Genomic DNA, 18434 nt, shown 5'->3' on the forward strand with positions numbered 1-18434 from the left:
CTTTAATCTAATTCAGTATTTGTATTTTTGAGTTAATTGAGGTGGCGGTTGCGCGACGTGCAACCGCCACTTCGTCCTGAACGAGCGCACGACTATTCAAGTGCAAAGTACCCACAGCTTGATAACCCGCAACTTGGGTTAAGTACAAGATTTCATTAATTCGTAGCGAATTCCCTATGGTAGGGCGTACCACTTCGTGGAAGCAAGCTACGCGTAGCGTCTCGTAGAGAAGCGCATCTGCGTTTAAATTTCAACTCTCAATTTGCCACGATTTTATGCAAAACTGTACTTAGCTAACTACAAAATTCACCAACTTTCCAGGCACCACAATTACCTTTTTAATCTCTTTACCTTCGATGTAACGCTGGGCAATTTCTGATTCACGAGCATATTTCTCCAACGCTGCTTTATCTGCTTGTGCTGGTACTTGAATCGAGCCGCGAGTTTTACCCATAACTTGAATCACTAAAGTGATTTCATCAGCTATTAAAGCAGCTGGGTCAAATGATGGCCAAGTTTGAGTATGAACTGAATCACTTTCACCCAATAAATGCCACAATTCATCAGCAATATGTGGTGCAAATGGTGCTAGTAAAACCACCAAAGTGCGAATACCTTCTGCGTAAATTGGTGAACTTTTGCTATCAGAATCAGTTAAGGCGTTACTCAACTTCATCAATTCGGAAATAGCGGTATTGAATTGATATTCATCTTCTACGTCTTCTGTCACCGCTTGAATAGCCGTGTGAATCGCCCGCCGCAATTCCTTTTCTGCCTTAGTTAAATCAGATTGGGGTTTTTTACGGGATACCCCAGCCGCAATATAATCTGTCACCAAACGCCAAACCCGATTTAAAAAGCGGAATTGTCCTTCTACATCGGCTTCATCCCATTCCAAATCTTTTTCTGGCGGCGCTTTGAACAAGATGAACATCCGCGCTGTATCTACACCGTATTTGGAAATTACATCTTCTGGCGCTACACCGTTGCCCTTTGATTTAGACATGGTGGCGTAGAGACGTTGCAGTGGTTCGCCTGTTTGGGGGTCACGGGGGTCAGCAGAATTTACCAAATTAGAAGGAATCCATTTATCTTTGCCGCCTTTGTTGGGATTTAGGTAAGTTAAACCCTGTACCATACCTTGAGTTAACAAGCGTTGGAAAGGTTCATCAAAGTTCAGTAACCCTCTGTCCCGCAGAACCTTAGTAAAGAACCGCGAATACAACAAATGTAAAATTGCGTGTTCAATCCCACCCACATACTGGTCAACTGGCATCCAGTCATTGATTTTACTGGAATCAAAAACCTGTTGTTCATTTTTAGCGTCAGGGAAGCGCAAGTAATACCACGAGGAATCAATAAAAGTATCCATCGTGTCAGTTTCCCGCTTTGCTGGAGTGCCACAAGTTGGACAAGGTACATTTACCCAACTCTCTAACTGAGTCAAAGGTGAACCACCACGTCCAGTAAATTCCACCTCCTCCGGCAACTGTACTGGCAAATCTCGATCGGGAACTGGTACTATCCCACAGTTTGGACAGTGAATTACAGGTATCGGTGCGCCCCAGTAACGCTGCCGTGAAATCAACCAATCCCGCAAGCGATATTGCACCCGTACTTTACCAAAACCTTGTTGTTCGGCGTATTCAATTATTGCTTGTTTAGCCTCTGTGGAAGACATAGCAGTAAAAGCACCGGAATTAATTAAAATTCCTGGTTCGGTGTATGCCTGGTTATATTCAATTTGCACTAGTTGTGTGACTTCATCCGTCTCCGATGTTGGAGTTAAATCAAAACCTGCAACATCATCTGGGGAAACGATGACAAAATCAACTGGCAAATCGTAATTTTTGGCAAACTTAAAATCCCGGACATCGTGTGCCGGTACACCCATCACTGCTCCAGTACCATACTCATACAGTACATAGTCAGCAATCCAAATCGGCACTTCTTCCCCTGAAAATGGGTTAATTGCCTTACCACCTGTGGGTATACCCCGCTTAGGTTTGTCTTCAGCAGTACGTTCCAACTCACTTTGATTGGAAACCTCTTTAATAAAAGCTTCTACCGCTGCTTGTTGTTCTTTTGTAGTGACGCGCTTTGTTAAGGGATGTTCTGGTGCTAATACTAGGTAGCTAACACCATAAACTGTATCTGGGCGTGTGGTGTACACGCCGATTTTTTCATCTATCCCAATAATGGGAAATTCTAAGTAAGCGCCTGTAGATTTGCCAATCCAGTTTGCCTGCATAGACTTGACGCGTTCCGGCCAACCTGTCAATTGATGCAAGTCATTGAGTAATTCTTCGGCGTAGTCGGTAATCTTGAAAAACCACTGGCGTAATAATTTGCGCTCAACTATTGCACCACTGCGCCAAGAACGTCCTTCGTTATCAACTTGTTCGTTTGCCAGTACAGTTTGGTCAATGGGGTCCCAGTTTACAGCCGCTTCTTTTTGATAAGCTAAACCCGCTTGCAAAAACTGCAAGAAAATCCATTGTGTCCACTTGTAATAATCTGGCGAACAGGTAGCGAGTTCGCATTCCCAATCAATAGATAAACCGAGACGCTGCAATTGTTGCCGCATCTGAGCCATATTCTGATAAGTCCATTTTGCTGGCGGTACGCCACGGTCAATGGCGGCATTTTCTGCTGGCAAGCCAAAAGCATCCCAACCCATTGGGTGTATTACCCGATACCCTTGCATTCGTTTAAGGCGGGCAATCACATCGGTAATCGTATAATTACGGACGTGACCCATGTGTAGGCTGCCCGATGGATAAGGGAACATGGAAAGAGCATAGAATTTTGGCTTGTTGTTAACTGTTGGTGTCTTATCTAAGCCAAGTTCTACCCATGTTTTTTGCCATTTTTCCTCAATTGCTGCTGGGTTATATCGGGAATCTACAGAATCACGTATTTCCAATGGTTTCATGCCTGTTACACTTTATTTCTACTAATTTTCTAGCATTTGCTTACTAGTACGTTTGAACCACTATATTGAGGGAATTATCTGTCTAGTAATTTTCTAATTTAATTTACAAAATCAATTTACTATTTCTTTCTACCCCCTATTTCTATCTATCTTATATCCCTAAAGTGCAACAAGTTTAGGTATATAGTGCATAAAAAAGTCCCTAAGCTTAGGATGCTGGGGACTAAATGTATTTGGTTCTAAACTGATTTACTGGGTTAGCAATCCGATAGCCATTTCAAGGTGTATCTTAGCTTTGTGCAAGTTAAGCAAATTTTCTTGGTCGTATCTGTCAGGGTAGCTCATAGCTTTGCCTTCCATCTCAGCTTAATCAGTGCTGCTTGCTCATCAGTGGGTGAATTCATCTCATCTACCACCCCTTCAAGGAATTGAATAACACTGAAACCTGGTGACTTCAACCCTCTACCCTGCCTTAGTTGAACGAGTGCTATCTGTGCAAATGCGATTAAGGTGACAATCCAACTAGTCTTGTAGCCTCCATATTGTTTAACTTTTAACGTGAGTTCGACAAGCCCTTTTTTGACCTCTCCCCCAACCCCTCTCCGACACGGAGAGGGGAGCCAAAACCCTAATTTTTCGTTGCTCCTCCCTTTCCCTGTGGGAGAGGGAGGTTGGGAGGGAGAGGTTCATCGAACTCACGTTAACTTTTAATCTGAGTAAACAAAAATACCTCTATAACTGATATCTAGAGGTATTCAAGATCATAGATTTTGATTGCTGTCAAGTTAGATGGTTAAAATAGGCAATGGTTGAATCAAATCTAAAATTTACTGATTTACTACAGGTTTTTGTCTACGGCACGCTTAAGCCAGGTGAAGCTAACTATAAAAGATACTGTGCTGGCAAAGTAATTGATGTCAAAACAGCCATTGTACAAGGCAAATTATTTGCTCTGCCAATGGGTTATCCAGCGATGACGCTAGGAGATAGCCAAGTTTACGGATATTTACTCTCTTTTTCCAACCCAAAGATTTTAAATGAGCTAGATGTGCTGGAAGATTACCAGCCCAATAGACAAACACCAGAAAACCTCTATAATCGACAAATTATCGAGGTTTATGAGCCACAGTCGCTCTCTTATAGTTGGGCTTGGGTTTATTTAATGACTCTAGAACAAGTTGAGCAATTAGGAGGTTTACTCCAACCTAGCGGCTGGTGGAGCGGCTGTGGTTTAACCCTAGAGTACAGTTTTGAACTGTAAACTTTGCGATTAGTTTATGTCCTGTTTGGGGTCGTGTCGTTGCGGCTGAACCTGATAAATCGAATTTTCTGGAGAGGCTACTGCTGCTTTCGGAATTTCAATTACCGGGTTATTTAGTCCCACCATCAGCGGGGAAGGGGGAACTATAGACGCTGAGGACGTTTGTATCGGTTCTCTTTGTGGTTGTTGCGCCAGTTGCGGCACCATCGAACCACCATTTACTAAGCCAGATATTGCACCGATCGCACAAGCAGCAACAGCTGCACCTGCCGCTATCCAGTTTAAACGGGAGCGGCGGCGCAAACGTGTCAATACTTGTTGAACTGTTTCTTCTGGCGACTGTTGGGCTGCTGGCACTGGGAGCGTCCGCAAACCTTGGCGCAGCTTTAACAGTCGGGCATACAAACATTGAACTGAGGCATCATTTGCCAGCCATTCTTCTACTTGCCTGCGTTCGGTGGCTGTAACTTCACCATCGAGGTAAGCACTCAATAACTCGAAGCGATCGCGCTTCACCATATCCATAAGACCCGTTGATTCATTGGTATGCTTGGCCATTCCATCTGACAAATCTTGAGGAAGTTGCAAAGGAGAACGGTCGTAAAACTGAGAATCAGTAGTCATCTTAACATTATTACCAATTCATACACGGGTAAACTGGGCGGGAATTTTGGGAAAATTAGCCAATTTTCCCTCTAAAGGCAGAAACAATCTACGTCTTTCTAGTAATTTTTAATCTATGCTTAAATTCTGCCATTGGGCAGAAGCAAGATACTGTAAATTAAGAAAATTAGGAGTCTAGATAATTCTGCAAGTGGGCTTGCAGCCTCGATCTAGCTCTGGCGATTCTGGACTTCACTGTTCCTAGAGAAACTCCAGTGATTTCGGCAATTTCTTCATAAGCCATGCCTTCGATTTCTCTCAGGACAATGGTAGTACGAAAAACTTCTGGTAAATCCGCGATTGCTTCCCGCAATTGCTCGTAAAATTCTCTCGTTGTCAGTTCTTCTTCAGGGCCTGGCGTATCGCCAGCGATTTCCCAATCCATCTCGCCGTCCTCTAAGGAACGGGGAGCATCCAGTGACAAAGGACTCATCACCCGCTTGCGTTTACGTAACTCGTCGTAAAACAAGTTCGTGGCAATGCGGCTTAACCAGCCCCGAAATTTAGCAGGCTCTTGTAATCGGTTAATGTTCCGATACACTCGAATCCAAACTTCTTGAGCCAAATCGGCTCTGTCAGGCCAATCTGGAGCTAAGTGGTATAGAACTCGATCGACTTGACTTTGATAGCGACGTAACAGTTCCGCAAAAGCAGCACGATCTGGTCGCAGCCCGACTTGACAGCGCAAAATTAAATCGTGGTTAGGGAGTTTGTCAACTTGCACTGATGCTTCTGGATACTTTGCATCAACCGTTGACCAGGATACAGTAATCGATTGACTCATAGATCGTACTGGCTCTAAATCATCCCTATCTATTAGACCTGCTAATGGTACAGAAGTTCCATGCTCAGGTGACGGATTTATGACTGGAACACTGAAGCAGACAATTTTGGATACATTTATAGCAATAAGCAGAGCCACTTTTCCTTATACTGCTCCCATAGTTACCTAAGACCGATCGAGGAACCAATGCGCGATCTCATGCACATTTTAGTACTTTTAGCAACTGGGTATATACGCTTGATCGAGATAATTAAATTTAGCTATAAAAATGAAGATAAAATTTTGTAATTCTAACTTCTTGATACCTTTAAAATTCGGGTAATAATTTCTGGAAGTTAGGTTGCTGTGGTTGCTAAGATGGTGATTTAATTTTTTGATTTCGTTACCAGAATAGTTGCTGATTGTTCTGATTGTGGCCCGAAAGCAGTACTAGAGTTATGTGGCTCTGGTACGCGAACTTGAAAAAAGAAATTGAGGGAAAATGTAATTGTTACCGCTAGCAATAGTTTTTCAAACATGGTTTTTCACCCACCTACACCATTAATGATTGATTGCTATATTTCAAGAGTTCCACTAAAAAATCCGAAAAGAGGCTTACGACCCTCAAAACTTTTGAGGAATGAGGTTGCTCACTTGGAATTTTGCCACTGGGACAATTTATATAGTCTTAGTTTGCCCAGAGGTGTTGGCAGATTTACAGCGGAAATGATAAGTATTGATAAATTTTTGATAATAGGATGATGAACTCATCCAATTGCTCGGCTGGATATGTCAGGGATAAACAATAGGCGATGGCAATGGTAAGAAACGAATCTGTAGGGCGTATGGTAATGCTGCTTTGTTTTGGCACAGCATTTTTATCCTTAGCTGTCCATTGGCGCATTAGTACGGCGGAACGGCAATATGAGAAGTCTGCATCTACTTCGATGCGGGGAGATTCTACCCGAACCAATCTTAAAGGAAGCCGGACAGAGGGAGTCTACAAAAATCTTTCCCAAGTGAGTTTGGGGGAAATTGCGCTGGGTGGATCTGTGCCACCTGATAAAGTTACCCAAGGCTCGACTGCCCAGAGGACGTTTACACCAAAGTCCTCTGCTATTAAACCTAAAACTAAATCAAAAATAATTAAGAAGAATCTAGCTAAAACAACTACTCGTAGGGCTTCTACTATTAATAAGTCGCAAATAATTAAGAAGAATCTAGCGAAAGCAACTATTCGTAGGGCTTCTAAACTCAAGCCTGCTACCATTAAGCCTCAAACTAAACCCCAAATTATTAAGAATAATGTAGCTAAAGCAAGCGACTTACCAACTCAGCCGCAGCTGGTAGCGCCAGCAGTAAGACAAAATCCAGTTGCAGATAGTTGGCCAAAAGGTCTGTGGTCTCAGGCTTCAGCCCAACAAGTACCATCTAGTAGGCTGGCAAATGTCAAGACGCAAGTGGTGGTTGATTTAAGCGATCGCCGCACTTATGTATATGCAGGAGAAGAGGTGATCGCCAGTTATCCCATTGCTGTTGGTAAAAAAGGTTGGGAAACGCCCACAGGTTCTTTCCAGGTGATCCACATGCGACACTTTCCAATCTGGCGTCACCCGATTACTGGCAAAGTATTTCAGGCTGGTACGGATAGTCCCTTGGGAGATAGATGGATTGGTTTTTGGTCAGATGGACGGAATGAAATTGGCTTTCATGGCACGCCGGATGTTGACCTAGTAGGAACGGCTGTATCCCACGGCTGCTTAAGAATGCGAAATTCTGATGTCAGATTGTTATATGAGCAAGTGAGTATAGGGACAAAAGTGTTAGTACGTGATTAATTAGTTAAGAGTGATTAGTCCTTTGTCCTTTGTCCTTTGTCTAAAACAAATGACCAATGACTAATGACTCTTAAAATTATAATTTTTGCTCAAAGTTAGGCGCGTATGTTTGGAGTAAAGCACTAACTTGACGTACAACCTCATTGCCAGTATTTTTACCCAATGCTTGCCGTTCTGGGAAGAAATTGGGTCGATCGAGGTAACGGTTAATCGCCTCGCTTATTTGTTGAGAAATTAAGTCTTGCAGTTGTGCCTGAGCCGTTTGGCGCTGGAAGTTAGCACCCTCTTCTGTAGTAGCATACAAAGGTGGTAGCCGATTGAGAGCGTAAGCGGCAATATCCCCGACATCTAGAGAACTTTCGCTGGTGGCTTCAATTTCTGCGACTCGGGCGATCGCTTCCGTCAGCACCAATTCTTCCATAACGTTAATAAATTGTTTGCGAGGTACCGCCACTACCTCACCAGTCAATAGCGCACCCATCAGCCGATCCAACGCCATATACTCTTCAATTGAGAGTTCTGAGGCGTTATCACAGATTCTACCGACTTCTGCTTCCATTGCTGGTGTCAAATAACCATCCTGGAGAGCTTGTTCTACAATTTTTTCGATACTCATAACGCTTATCATCATTTATGTTGGCAAAGCTTGGTAGGGACGGTATCAATCCAATTTATTTTGCGTAATTCTCAGCAAAAAATACACAAATTATGCAAAGACAGGATCAATTCTGCCTCTATCTAGTTAACAACCTTAGTTCGCCAAGGTGTTGGATCGACAGATTGTCCGTTGACATATAGACCCCAGTGTAAATGCGGCCCCGTGGCAGCACCTGTTGAACCTACTGCACCAATTAGTTGACCAGCTTTCACAAAATCACCTTCTTTAACGTTAATACGACTCAGGTGCATGAAAATACTGGTTACTCCTTGACCGTGGTCAATGCCAACTACGTTACCGTGTATCCGAAACCCTTGGGATACCCTACCTACCAAAGCTACTCGCCCAGCGGCTGGGGCAATTACCGGTGAACCGGCAGCACCAGCGTAGTCAAGACCACGATGATAGTAGTCTTTTGCAAATGTACCATTATAGTAGCGACGTACACCATAGTTTGTACTCATCCGCCCTGCATTTGGCTTCAGGAATACTCCATTCCAATACTTTTCTGATGTTTGTAGCGCCTTCAAAGCTGCCACACGCTTAAGTTCATACTCTGTGGCATCCACTCCAGCTTTACCAGGTGGCAAAGTAATACGTTGTACGGGGAATTTGCGATTAAGCACATTCACTGCTAAGTTTTGCACTTGACCATCCCCTGCAACCCGAAGTGTTCTAGTTCCAGCTTTTTCTAATGGAGTTGTGGGAACAAAAGCCCGATACTGATTGGGCGCAATTTCAAAGGCTGGGTATGTATTCTTGCCACTAGCTACTGTTGGTTTTGTACCATTCTCTGGATTATCTAGATTAATCTGCACCGAGAGTGTATCCCCTAATTTAGGATTAGTTGGAATCACCTTTACTTGCAAAGCATCTACAGGTAATGCCAAGGCGATCGGGAGAACAGCAAATATTCCCTTTAACACATTTCTTGCACGGCAATTGGCTGTCAAAGTTTTGACATCAAAACCGAGCAAATTTTTGTTTGAACTACTAGCGCTATCCTCAATAATCATAGAACTACAAAAACCCTTGCTTGTATTGGAAAATAGATTAGCTTATTATCGCTAGTGTTTCCTGTTTGAAGCCGATGTTGTTGACAACCATAAATTTTCGGAAATTATCCAGATATTTATGGATTGCAAGGGCAAATCATTTTATCTGTAATTTTAGGAAATTGGTCTTGACTCTAATAACCAAGGTGTATGACATTGGCAATGAGCATAAAATTTAACTGTGATTACATAAATAATACTTGAAGGAAATCTCGGAATCAACTGGACACTTTTTCAACTGGACACTAATATCACATTCTTAGGTTGAAATTGGTATGGGGAAATTACTTAAACTAGGTAAGTAAGTCAGTGAAGATAAATTAAACTATATACATACCATTCGGAAATATTATTTTAAAACTTACTGAGAATAGCGCTTTAGTTGCCAAAAAACTATGATATTAAGGCAAAAGTGTGAGTCTGCCACGCCACACTTCAGATTTACTTTATAAATCAACTCTGAATGATGGAATACGCGAATTAACTTTAGGCTGATAGTATTACTTTTGACTTGAGTCTGCCATCTTCCATCTGAACTATGCGATCGGCAATATCTAGGATACGGTTGTCATGAGTAACCATCAAGATGGTACAGCCTTGTTCTTTTGCCAGTTTTTGCATGAGATTGACTACATCTCGTCCTGACTGACTGTCAAGGGCGGCGGTGGGTTCATCCGCGAGAATTATTTGAGGATGACTGACTAAAGCACGAGCGATCGCTACTCGTTGTTTTTGTCCCCCAGACAGTCGATCGGGATAGTAATGCAAATGATTTCGCAATCCTACTTGCTCTAACATTAGGGCTGACCTAGCTCGCATTTTTTTTAACCCAAGATGTTTGTGCAATTCTAAAGCCATTTTGACGTTTTGGAGTGCCGTTAAACTACCATGCAAGTTATGTCCTTGGAAAATATAACCGTTATGGCGTCGTGCTTGCACTAGTTCTTCAGCACTAGCACCACAAAGTTCTCGTCCCAACACCTGCAAACTACCAGATTGGGCAGAACGTAATCCACCCACTAAAGTTAGTAAGGTAGTCTTTCCAGAACCAGAAGGCCCAGTCATGATAATAATTTCACCAGCATTAATCTCTAAGTTGATATTACATAAAACTTGCTTGCGGAGTGAGCCATGACCAAAGTGGTGGTCGAGATTCTGGATGGAGATGATGGATTGACTAGTCATAAATAGATCGATTACTCGTGACGATCGTCATTGCTCATTTGTCCTACCCTGCGGGAAGCCCTTCTCTACGAGAGGCTGCGCCAACGGGTTCAGCAGTCGCTCATGGGGGAAACCCCCAAGACCGCGCTGCTTCACCGCTGGTGCGTCTATGTCCTTTGCAAATGACCAATGACAAATGACAAATTTAAAACATATCAGCGGGATCGGTGGCTTGGAGTTTGCGGGTGGCGATCGCACCGGAAATTGTACACATAATGATGGTCAGTACTAATACCTGTAATGTCCGAATCGCGGTTATGTACATGGGCAAATTTGTAGCACTGCGAGTCAGTTGATAAAGCACTAAGGACACTCCTAATCCGGGAAAGAAGCCCAATGCTGCTAAGATCAACGATTCTTCAAGCACCACACCTAGCAGGTAGTAATTGCGATATCCCATTGCTTTAAAGGTGGCGTATTCTCGAACGTGGGCATTAACATCGTTAGAGAGGACTTGATAGACGATGATCGTGCCTACCACAAATCCCATCGATACACCTAGACTGAAAATAAACCCAATTGGGGAATTTGTTCTCCAAAAGTTATTCTCAAATTCAATAAATTCCGCGTGGGTTAATACTCTGACATCATCTCTGAGGTAGGCTTTGAGCATTGCTGCTACTTTTTTCGGGTCATAGCCTGGTTTCAGAAGAATCAAACCTAGACTGACACTGCTCGACTGTCGCCCAGAAAATAGGCGCAAAAAGTTTTGATCGCTGGTAATCAGGTTGCCATCAAAGCCAAAGGAAGCCCCGACTTGGAATAAGCCACTAATGGTAATTGTGCGCCGTTCTATTTCGGTAGTTAAGGTTTTACCTTGGTCAATTTGAGCGATCGCTTTTTGATAATCTCCTCTTGCATTACGATCAAACAAGACGGTATCCGGCATTTTGATCGCTTGTAATTGCTGGTTAACATCTGGTAAATCAAAAGCTGGTTTGTCTGGGTTAAAGCCGATAACTAACACCCCTGTTTCACGGTGTGTTTGGGGATTTTTCCAGATTGTGTTGTTAAAATACATTGCTTGGGCCGACTTCACCCCTGGTATATCCATTGCTTGGTAAAGTCGCCGCCGAGAAAATGTAGACAAGCTTGCCAAGTTACGGGCTTGGGGACTGGTTAAAACAATGTCTGCTTGTAAACTGCGATGTAGTCTGGTGTTACTGTCATACAGCGCAGTTTGAAAACCTAGCTGCATAAACATCAGAAGATCCGCAAAGGCAATGCCTGATAATGCTACGAAAAGACGGCTTTTTTCATGATTCAGTTGCAGCCATCCTAGAGGGGTTCGCCGTCGCAGTTGTTTGAGCAATCCCATAATTAGGTACTGGGGGTTGGGGACTGGGGAGTGGGAACAAGGAGGACAAGGGGGACAAGGAGGACAAGGAGGACAAGGGGGACAAGGGAAATAACCAATGTCCAATTGCCCCATACCCAATGCCCCATGCCCAATGCCCAATGCCCTTTTCACAATTCAATTACTGCCTTAACTTGCATATTGGTTAAGGTGGCGGCTTTTTGGCTGGAAGTTTCATCTAGTCGGATGTGGACTTCTACTACTCTGTTGTCGATATTGCTGACGGGATCTGTGTTAATGACATTCTGCCGTCGCACTTGCAAGCCTTTGCGATCTACGATTCCCTGCAATTCAATTGGGAGGTTATCACCAAAGATTCGCACTTGCTGCCCTGAATGCACTTTGCCGATATCGCTTTCGTAGACTTCGGCGATGACATACATCTGGCTGGTTTGTCCAATATCTGCAATGCCATCATTTGATACTAATTCTCCAGGATGGGTATGGATCTCAAATACCTGTCCATTTTGGGGCGATCGCACTACAGCCTGTTCGAGATTGACTTTTGCCAGATTCATGGCTGCTACGGCACGATTGACTTCTGCTTGGGTGGCTTCTACATCCACTCCCCGCACTTCGGCGATTTCGTCGAGTGTTGCTGTGGCTTGTTTAACTTGTTGCTGACTAGTTGATTGGGTACGATTTAACTGTGCTTGGGCTTCTTGTAAGCTTTTTTGGGCGGTTTCCAAGTTTAAACGCTTGCTATCTCGTTGGGAAGCGGAAATTGCGCCTTGTTGATATAGTTGCTGATAGCGTTCGTCTTCTGCTTGGGCATTACGCACTTCGGCTTGAAATCGCTCAACTGTCGCGGCTTGGGCATTAATATCACCTTGGCGTTCGGCTTCTAGGCGAGCGATCGCAGCTTTTTGGGCGGCAATTTCACCGCGTTTAGCACCTGCTTGGGTGCGGTTTAGGTTTGCTTGGGCTACTTTTACTTGTTCTTGCGCCTCTTTGAATGCTGCTTGGAGGCGATCGCGGCTGTTCAAAATTGCGATCGCTTGTCCTGCTTTTACCCTATCCCCTTCCTTTACCAACAACTTTTCTACCCGACTTCCTTCCGCAGACACCGCAGCAGAGAGTTTAATTACCTTTCCCTGTGGTTCGAGTCGCCCTAAAGCTGTTACCGTTTTTAACTGTGGCAATTGCGTTGCTGGCACTTGTGCCTCTTGATTGGCATAATTTTGCCCGCGTTTTACTATATAAAAACTTATTCCGCCAACCAATAAAGATATAGTTATACCTATAGCAACGGATGGACGCAGAATAGACTTAGGGGACGTTCTGTACCCTAGCTTTGAGTTTCGCACCATAGATTACCTCTTAACTAGTGGCGCAGAAAAAAGAACAGATTAGGCTTTTCTCCGTACTTGTTTGCTAATTGCTACTTCTTTAGTCAGTTATTCTTGATTTATCACTTCCAAGTCCATAAAATAATTTGGAAATTGTTGAGATTTTACTGAGATGAAGTGATTTAGCTGGTTAGGATAACAACGAATATCTCTACCGAATTAGAGGTTTATGTTTTTAGCAAACTACTTTTGTTTGATGAAAGTACTCAGGTATAGTAAACGGTTTTAAAATTCCGGGTTGTAACAGCGCCAACAATCACAATCAAATTAAGTAAATAACAAAAAATATTTGCTGTGATTGCGATCGGTGGAAATTTATATCAAATTTTGATGATTATAGTGTTTCCTAATGACATGATGTACCTCACTCAGCGAAGAACCGCTATAATCCCATTCAAAGATAAGGTTAACTAAACCGCATTGGGATACCTGTAGCTTGCAATTTTCACAAATCAAATAGGATTGCTGTATTAATTATGTTTGCTATTGGGAATTATAAAGATAGCGATACAGAACTTTCACAATAGTTTTGACGCATCTCTTTTATAGTATAAATGTACTGCTTTTGGTTATACAGCCATGCAACCTCTTCAGCCAGTTAGCGGATCGGATTTGCAAAGATTTTTGTCAGCGCCAGAGGAGTTATTGCAACAGTCAGTGGCGTTGCAATTAGCCGTTGCTAGTTTTCACCAGACACCGCGTAGTATCCTAGAAATTCTAGTTAATAGTCCTGATGAGCAGGTAGCAGAAGCAGCAAATTTACACGTAAATTTGGCAGGAGAAATAACAGACGGCTGGCAGCAAGCAGTTGATGAAATCCTGCAACAGCGTCAGCTAGGGCAAAACGACCGATTGGCGGTAGAACTGCTCAAAATTGGGCCTGTCCCTCCTTGCTTTCTCAGCGAATGGGTTCCAGCCGAGCGACTAATTCAAGGGTTGCGAAATCCTCAAATGCCATTGCGTTATCGGTTGCAACTGTTAGAGCGACTGGCACAGGAGCCAACTTTAGAACCACGCTTGCAGGTAGCAGAGTCGCCAGAAACGCCGTCAGCAGTGTTGGAACAGTTAGCGGGTGATTTAGAATTACCAGTGCGGTTGGCGGTGAAATTTAATCCCAGTTGTCCACCACCATTAATTGAACTAGTAGAAGGACAGTATGCAGTTGCATCGGACTGGAATACCGATAGCGAACAATTAGCGATGCTGGGGCAGAGTCGTTGGCCGTGGATTCGGTTGGCTGTGGCGCAAAATCCCTCAGCGACAGCAGAGACGCTGATGCAGTTGGCTGGAGATGCGGTGTACAAAATTCAGTTAGCGGTGGCGAAGAATCCAGAAACACCGGCAGATGTTTTGGCTGTGCTAGCAGAACATCAAGATAAAGCAATACAAGCAGTTGTAGCAGAACATAGAAATGCAACGGAAGAGATATTGCATCAACTGTTCCCAACTCAACAGCAGCTTTTGAAAAGAAGGGAAAATTTACCAACTAGTATTTTAGAGCGGGTTTTCAATGAATTAGTAACAAACCAGCCAATTTGGAAAAATAAGGAACTTCGTTATTTTTTACTAAAACAACCAAATACACCAACAAAGTTTTTAGCTGAGTTTGTAAATATTGATTTAGAAGCATTAAGAGCAGAGAAACTAGAACAAGAAAGAAAAGCCGGATCAACGCCAGGAATATCTGAAAAATGGGTTCAGGATGAGATTAGATTTCTCACTGATGTTGCCGAACATCCGCAAGTTTCGGTGAAGATTTTAGAACAATTGGCCCAGTGTCCCAATCCTCATGTCAAGCTTGCTGTTGCCCAAAATTGCCAAACTCTTGAACAACTAAAACTACGAATTTTATCAGAGTTGATACTTTATGCGGAGGACAATATTAAAGTCGAAATTGCCAAAAATCCCGAAACACCAGTGTATGTTTTAGAGGCGATAGGGCAAAATGAGTCTTATCGCACCAAGCTTTTACGGGAAATTCGACGAGTCTTAGCTTCTGAGTATGCGGTTAATGCTAACTCGTTCAATTCCACTGCTGATAAATTCATGTCTGATTTCAAGCATCAAACTTTATATCCTAATAATATTGTTGTTAATGTTGATCAATGGATGATATTTTTTGAAAGTCCTGATTTTTTGGAGGTAATGACAAGAACTTTAAGTTATGAAGATACAAAAAACGAATTATCTATATTAATGAATAGATTTTTATCTGAATGGACAGAAATTCTTTCTAGATTATCAAATAAACTACAATAACAAGTAGTTACAAATATTGTAAGTATTTTGGCATTAATTAACAGTGGCGTTAAAAATAACTCAAGAAAACGCTCTATAGCTGTAGCGTTGGTTGGCAATCAAAATACTCCAGTTGCTTTACGGAATGAATTAATTAATCAGCTTAGAAGACCATCAATACCGCTTACTTCTCATGAGAGTGACTGCGACTTATTTTTAGCACTTGTCTATAATCCACAAATTCCAGAAGCAGAACGAATGGAGTATTTTGAGCAACTTCTTTCTACAAATTGGAACAACATTCAAGAAGGAATTGCCAGAAATCCAAATACTCTACCGGAAATTATAGCTCAGTTAATGACTCGCCCTGGTGTAGGTCGTCAAGCAGTTTCTAGAAACCCCAATGCACCCACCGAGGCACTGGCAGAATTAGCCCAGGACAGCAATAGCACAACCCGTAATTGGGTAGCTGAAAATCCTGGTACTCCGACTAATATCTTGGTGCAACTTACCAGACAGCCTGTGGAGAAAACAATTAATAATATTTCAAGTGTACGTGAGACTGTACTGAAAAATCCCAAATTTCCTCTCCTTGAACGTTATCGGTTATTGCTAGCTATAGAGGAGGAGCAAGAAACTGCAAACGCTCATCAATTAATGGCTCGTCGCACTAATAGTTCTTATGCTTTAGCGCAGGTTGTGGAAAAGGGAGATCAAAAAGCTAAACTAACCGCAGCACGTAGCAATAAAACTCCGATTCAAATATTGGAACGACTGGCAAAAGATCCAGATGAAACTGTGCGTCAAGCTGTCTCGCAAAACTCCAATTTACCCCTCAATTGTTTACTCGAACTTGCACGAGATTCTAGTGTAAAAATTCGACAGTCACTTGCGTATAAATCATCTCATAACAAAACACCTACACCTGTTTAAGTATTAGAAATATTGGCGCAAGATGAATCTGAGCAAGTCAGAGCCAAAGTTGCAGAACATCCCGATTCATCTGTTGAAATTTTGACGCGGTTAGCCAACGATACCAGCCGTGAAGTAAAAGCGAAACTGACTGCTAACCCCAATACTCCTGTCACAATTCTCACTCGTTTGGGCTTAGAAGAAAATCTTGTAAATCAACGCAATCCTAATACACCAGGGATTGTGCTTGCTCAGGCGGTTAAAAACATGAGTAGCAAAAATCTTGCTGATTTTATTAAACATCCTGTCAAAGGTTCACAAATGCCTATTGAAACTTTGTCACAGTTAGCAAGTCACACCGATAGTTCAGTGCGGTATCGAGTCGCATCTCACCCTAATACACCAGCCACCGTTTTAAGACAGTTAGCTAGAGATTCTTATGTAGCTACAGTTCGTGCTGTTGCCAATAATGCTAATACATTTCCTGAAACTTTGGAAGTGCTAGCTAGTCACCCAGATTTTACAACTCGTTTGGAAGTTGTTCGCAATCCCAACACACCGCCTCGCGCACTTGCTGAAATTGTTCTGAGTAGCCAAAATTCAGGAAATACGCCAAATCAAACAGTGGATATGCTCAAAAGTGCATTTCCGGGGAATCATAATGATGTGCTGCAATCAATAGCTGGTAATCCTCGCACACCTATTGAGGCATTGGAGATTTTAGCAAGAAGAGAATTTATCGGTGCAACACCAGATCCGCGCTCGTTTATTCCGCCTACAACTGATGATAGTATAGTGCGATCGCTTGCGTACAACCCCAGCTTAACACCACAACTACTGAGCATTCTTGTCCAAGATCCTTGTGTAGAAGTGCGTGTTTGTTTAGTTCGCCATCCCAATTTGACAGAGGCGCTGTGGTTGCGTTTAGCAGAAGATACGGAAATATCTGTGCGTGGAGCTGTTGCGGCTGCAATCAATTCACCTGTAAGCGTTTTGGAATTACTGGCGCAGGATGAACAAGTAGAGGTGCGAATCAAAGTAGCAACTAACCCCAATACACCAATTACTGTTTTACAAGTTCTCGCAGGTGATGAAAACTCCAGTGTACGCACTGCTGCGGCTAGTAATTCTAACCTACCTGAAACAATACTGACACAACTGGCAAACGATGAAAAAGTCGAAGTCCGCCGCGCAGTTGCTCAAAATCACAACACTCCCGCACTCATCCGCGAAAGCCTCCGCGATTTAATTGTGCAACCCACTACCCGCCAAACCAGTCCCACCTTGCGCGGACTCTACCGCCTCTACAACCCCAGCACTGATGATTTAGTCAGCATACTTGCAGAATACGCGAGTTCAGAAAATGCCTTTGTGCGGTTTGTGACACTCCTCCACCCGCTAACTCCCCATGAAGTGCTGACTCAAGGAGCGCAGTCTGCATCCTGGCTAGAACGCTACGCCGTTGCTGATAATTCTGGGACTCCGAGCGTTTTATGCCAGCAACTTGCTGAAGATAGCAACCGAATTGTCCGCGCAGCCGCTAGAGTTAATACCAATTCGTAATTCGTAATTCGTAATTAATATCCGTCAGATTTAGTAGGGGTTTCAGGGTTTGAATTTGTTGCTGGATTTTAGAGAATTGGTATAACTTGTAAATAATTGAGGATGTTGCAGATGGCATATAGTGATTTCACACTTGCCAAAGTTCAAGAAACATTTCAAGTTGTAATTGATGAAAAGCGCAATTTATTTAAAGATGTGTCGTCTATTCAACCTTCCGCTACCTTAACAACGCTCTTAGAAGAATACATTCAATTAGCAACTGCTATTAACACTGAAAAAGCACGTTCCGAATTACTAATTATGCCAGTTCTGACGGAAGTTAGACGACAATTGAATTATCAAATATCACTGTTTTCTGGAACAGATTTTGATGTAGATAGTAGTAAAGGATTGAATGTATTTTGTGATTTCATTCTCTCTATTTCTGAAGAACAGTTTTATATTCATACCAATTCTCTATGAAGATGCATAGAATAAAGCTTCAAGGATAAAATCATAACAGGTCAAACAGGAGATTAACTCGGAAGACATTTGAGCTAACTCATGTTTAATCCGTTGGCGCAATTCCTCTAAATTTGAGAAATTCTCGCCCTTGAACTGACGTTTGATAAACTGCCA

Annotated in this window: 15 protein-coding genes; 7 read left to right on the forward strand and 8 right to left on the reverse strand. The window is 42.8% G+C overall.

Annotated features, from left to right (window positions below; translation table 11 throughout):
* Nucleotides 1-289: 289 nt before the first annotated feature.
* A complete protein-coding gene (leuS, locus tag RMY32_RS00230; RefSeq protein WP_322711780.1) occupies nucleotides 290-2935 on the reverse strand; it encodes a leucine--tRNA ligase in 2646 nt (881 codons plus the stop codon).
* 805 nt (nucleotides 2936-3740) lie between these two features.
* Between leuS and RMY32_RS00235 the strand changes: the two genes are divergently transcribed.
* On the forward strand, nucleotides 3741-4196 hold the full coding sequence (locus RMY32_RS00235; RefSeq protein WP_322711781.1) for a gamma-glutamylcyclotransferase: 456 nt from the start codon (nucleotides 3741-3743) through the stop codon (nucleotides 4194-4196).
* 9 nt (nucleotides 4197-4205) lie between these two features.
* Here RMY32_RS00235 and RMY32_RS00240 read toward each other — a convergent pair whose 3' ends face one another.
* Entirely contained in the window at nucleotides 4206-4820 is a 615-nt protein-coding gene (locus tag RMY32_RS00240; protein ID WP_322711782.1) for an anti-sigma factor family protein, read from the reverse strand.
* A gap of 166 nt (nucleotides 4821-4986) precedes the next feature.
* On the reverse strand, nucleotides 4987-5643 hold the full coding sequence (locus RMY32_RS00245) for a sigma-70 family RNA polymerase sigma factor (RefSeq protein ID WP_322711783.1): 657 nt from the start codon (nucleotides 5641-5643) through the stop codon (nucleotides 4987-4989).
* A gap of 1097 nt (nucleotides 5644-6740) precedes the next feature.
* On the opposite strand from RMY32_RS00245, the gene RMY32_RS00250 reads away from it, so the two are divergent.
* Nucleotides 6741-7460 (forward strand): L,D-transpeptidase, encoded by a 720-nt coding sequence (locus tag RMY32_RS00250; RefSeq protein WP_409882149.1) that lies wholly within the window; start codon nucleotides 6741-6743, stop codon nucleotides 7458-7460.
* A gap of 76 nt (nucleotides 7461-7536) precedes the next feature.
* Here the strand turns inward: RMY32_RS00250 and RMY32_RS00255 are convergent, their stop codons facing one another.
* The 3 genes from RMY32_RS00255 to RMY32_RS00265 all read right to left on the reverse strand — a co-directional run bounded on the left by RMY32_RS00255 (nucleotide 7537) and on the right by RMY32_RS00265 (nucleotide 10358).
* A complete protein-coding gene (locus RMY32_RS00255) occupies nucleotides 7537-8076 on the reverse strand; it encodes a late competence development ComFB family protein (protein ID WP_190909652.1) in 540 nt (179 codons plus the stop codon).
* A 122-nt stretch (nucleotides 8077-8198) separates the two neighbouring features.
* Nucleotides 8199-9134: a M23 family metallopeptidase gene (locus RMY32_RS00260; RefSeq protein WP_322711786.1), complete on the reverse strand. Its 936-nt coding sequence runs from the start codon at nucleotides 9132-9134 to the stop codon at nucleotides 8199-8201.
* A gap of 525 nt (nucleotides 9135-9659) precedes the next feature.
* Entirely contained in the window at nucleotides 9660-10358 is a 699-nt protein-coding gene (locus RMY32_RS00265; RefSeq protein WP_322711787.1) for a DevA family ABC transporter ATP-binding protein, read from the reverse strand.
* A gap of 17 nt (nucleotides 10359-10375) precedes the next feature.
* Here RMY32_RS00265 and RMY32_RS00270 point away from each other — a divergent pair, with 17 nt between their 5' ends.
* The gene (locus tag RMY32_RS00270; protein ID WP_322711788.1) at nucleotides 10376-10537 is read left to right on the forward strand and encodes a hypothetical protein; all 162 of its coding nucleotides are present in this window, start codon (nucleotides 10376-10378) and stop codon (nucleotides 10535-10537) included.
* Between the two features lie 5 nt (nucleotides 10538-10542).
* On the opposite strand, the gene devC is transcribed toward RMY32_RS00270, so the two are convergent.
* Both devC and RMY32_RS00280 read right to left on the reverse strand, forming a co-directional pair.
* Nucleotides 10543-11715 carry an ABC transporter permease DevC gene (gene devC / locus RMY32_RS00275; protein WP_322711789.1) on the reverse strand — a complete coding sequence of 391 codons (1173 nt, stop codon included), beginning with the start codon at nucleotides 11713-11715 and terminating at the stop codon, nucleotides 10543-10545.
* A gap of 149 nt (nucleotides 11716-11864) precedes the next feature.
* The gene (locus tag RMY32_RS00280; protein WP_322711794.1) at nucleotides 11865-13061 is read right to left on the reverse strand and encodes an ABC exporter membrane fusion protein; all 1197 of its coding nucleotides are present in this window, start codon (nucleotides 13059-13061) and stop codon (nucleotides 11865-11867) included.
* Nucleotides 13062-13682: 621 nt separating this feature from the next.
* Between RMY32_RS00280 and RMY32_RS00285 the strand changes: the two genes are divergently transcribed.
* The 4 genes from RMY32_RS00285 (at nucleotide 13683) to RMY32_RS00300 (ending at nucleotide 18278) form a co-directional block, all read left to right on the forward strand.
* Nucleotides 13683-15362 (forward strand): hypothetical protein, encoded by a 1680-nt coding sequence (locus tag RMY32_RS00285; RefSeq protein WP_322711790.1) that lies wholly within the window; start codon nucleotides 13683-13685, stop codon nucleotides 15360-15362.
* A gap of 27 nt (nucleotides 15363-15389) precedes the next feature.
* Nucleotides 15390-16274, forward strand: a complete 885-nt coding sequence (locus tag RMY32_RS00290; RefSeq protein ID WP_322711791.1) for a hypothetical protein — start codon at nucleotides 15390-15392, stop codon at nucleotides 16272-16274.
* A gap of 12 nt (nucleotides 16275-16286) precedes the next feature.
* Nucleotides 16287-17816 carry a HEAT repeat domain-containing protein gene (locus tag RMY32_RS00295; protein ID WP_322711792.1) on the forward strand — a complete coding sequence of 510 codons (1530 nt, stop codon included), beginning with the start codon at nucleotides 16287-16289 and terminating at the stop codon, nucleotides 17814-17816.
* 111 nt (nucleotides 17817-17927) lie between these two features.
* Nucleotides 17928-18278 carry a hypothetical protein gene (locus RMY32_RS00300; protein ID WP_322711793.1) on the forward strand — a complete coding sequence of 117 codons (351 nt, stop codon included), beginning with the start codon at nucleotides 17928-17930 and terminating at the stop codon, nucleotides 18276-18278.
* The last annotated feature ends 156 nt before the right edge of the window (nucleotides 18279-18434 follow it).

Source organism: Nostoc sp. ChiSLP03a (genome assembly GCF_034531215.2).
GTDB lineage: Bacteria > Cyanobacteriota > Cyanobacteriia > Cyanobacteriales > Nostocaceae > Nostoc.

Excerpts from the sequence above, each read along its gene's own strand:
- RMY32_RS00240 (WP_322711782.1), bottom strand. The coding sequence starts at position 4,820 with ATGACTACTGATTCTCAGTTTTACGACCGTTCTCCTTTGCAACTTCCT.
- RMY32_RS00285 (WP_322711790.1), top strand. The coding sequence starts at position 13,683 with ATGCAACCTCTTCAGCCAGTTAGCGGATCGGATTTGCAAAGATTTTTG.
- RMY32_RS00265 (WP_322711787.1), bottom strand. The coding sequence starts at position 10,358 with ATGACTAGTCAATCCATCATCTCCATCCAGAATCTCGACCACCACTTT.
- RMY32_RS00245 (WP_322711783.1), bottom strand. The coding sequence starts at position 5,643 with ATGAGTCAATCGATTACTGTATCCTGGTCAACGGTTGATGCAAAGTAT.
- leuS (WP_322711780.1), bottom strand. The coding sequence starts at position 2,935 with ATGAAACCATTGGAAATACGTGATTCTGTAGATTCCCGATATAACCCA.
- RMY32_RS00260 (WP_322711786.1), bottom strand. The coding sequence starts at position 9,134 with ATGATTATTGAGGATAGCGCTAGTAGTTCAAACAAAAATTTGCTCGGT.
- RMY32_RS00235 (WP_322711781.1), top strand. The coding sequence starts at position 3,741 with ATGGTTGAATCAAATCTAAAATTTACTGATTTACTACAGGTTTTTGTC.
- RMY32_RS00300 (WP_322711793.1), top strand. The coding sequence starts at position 17,928 with ATGGCATATAGTGATTTCACACTTGCCAAAGTTCAAGAAACATTTCAA.
- devC (WP_322711789.1), bottom strand. The coding sequence starts at position 11,715 with ATGGGATTGCTCAAACAACTGCGACGGCGAACCCCTCTAGGATGGCTG.
- RMY32_RS00255 (WP_190909652.1), bottom strand. The coding sequence starts at position 8,076 with ATGAGTATCGAAAAAATTGTAGAACAAGCTCTCCAGGATGGTTATTTG.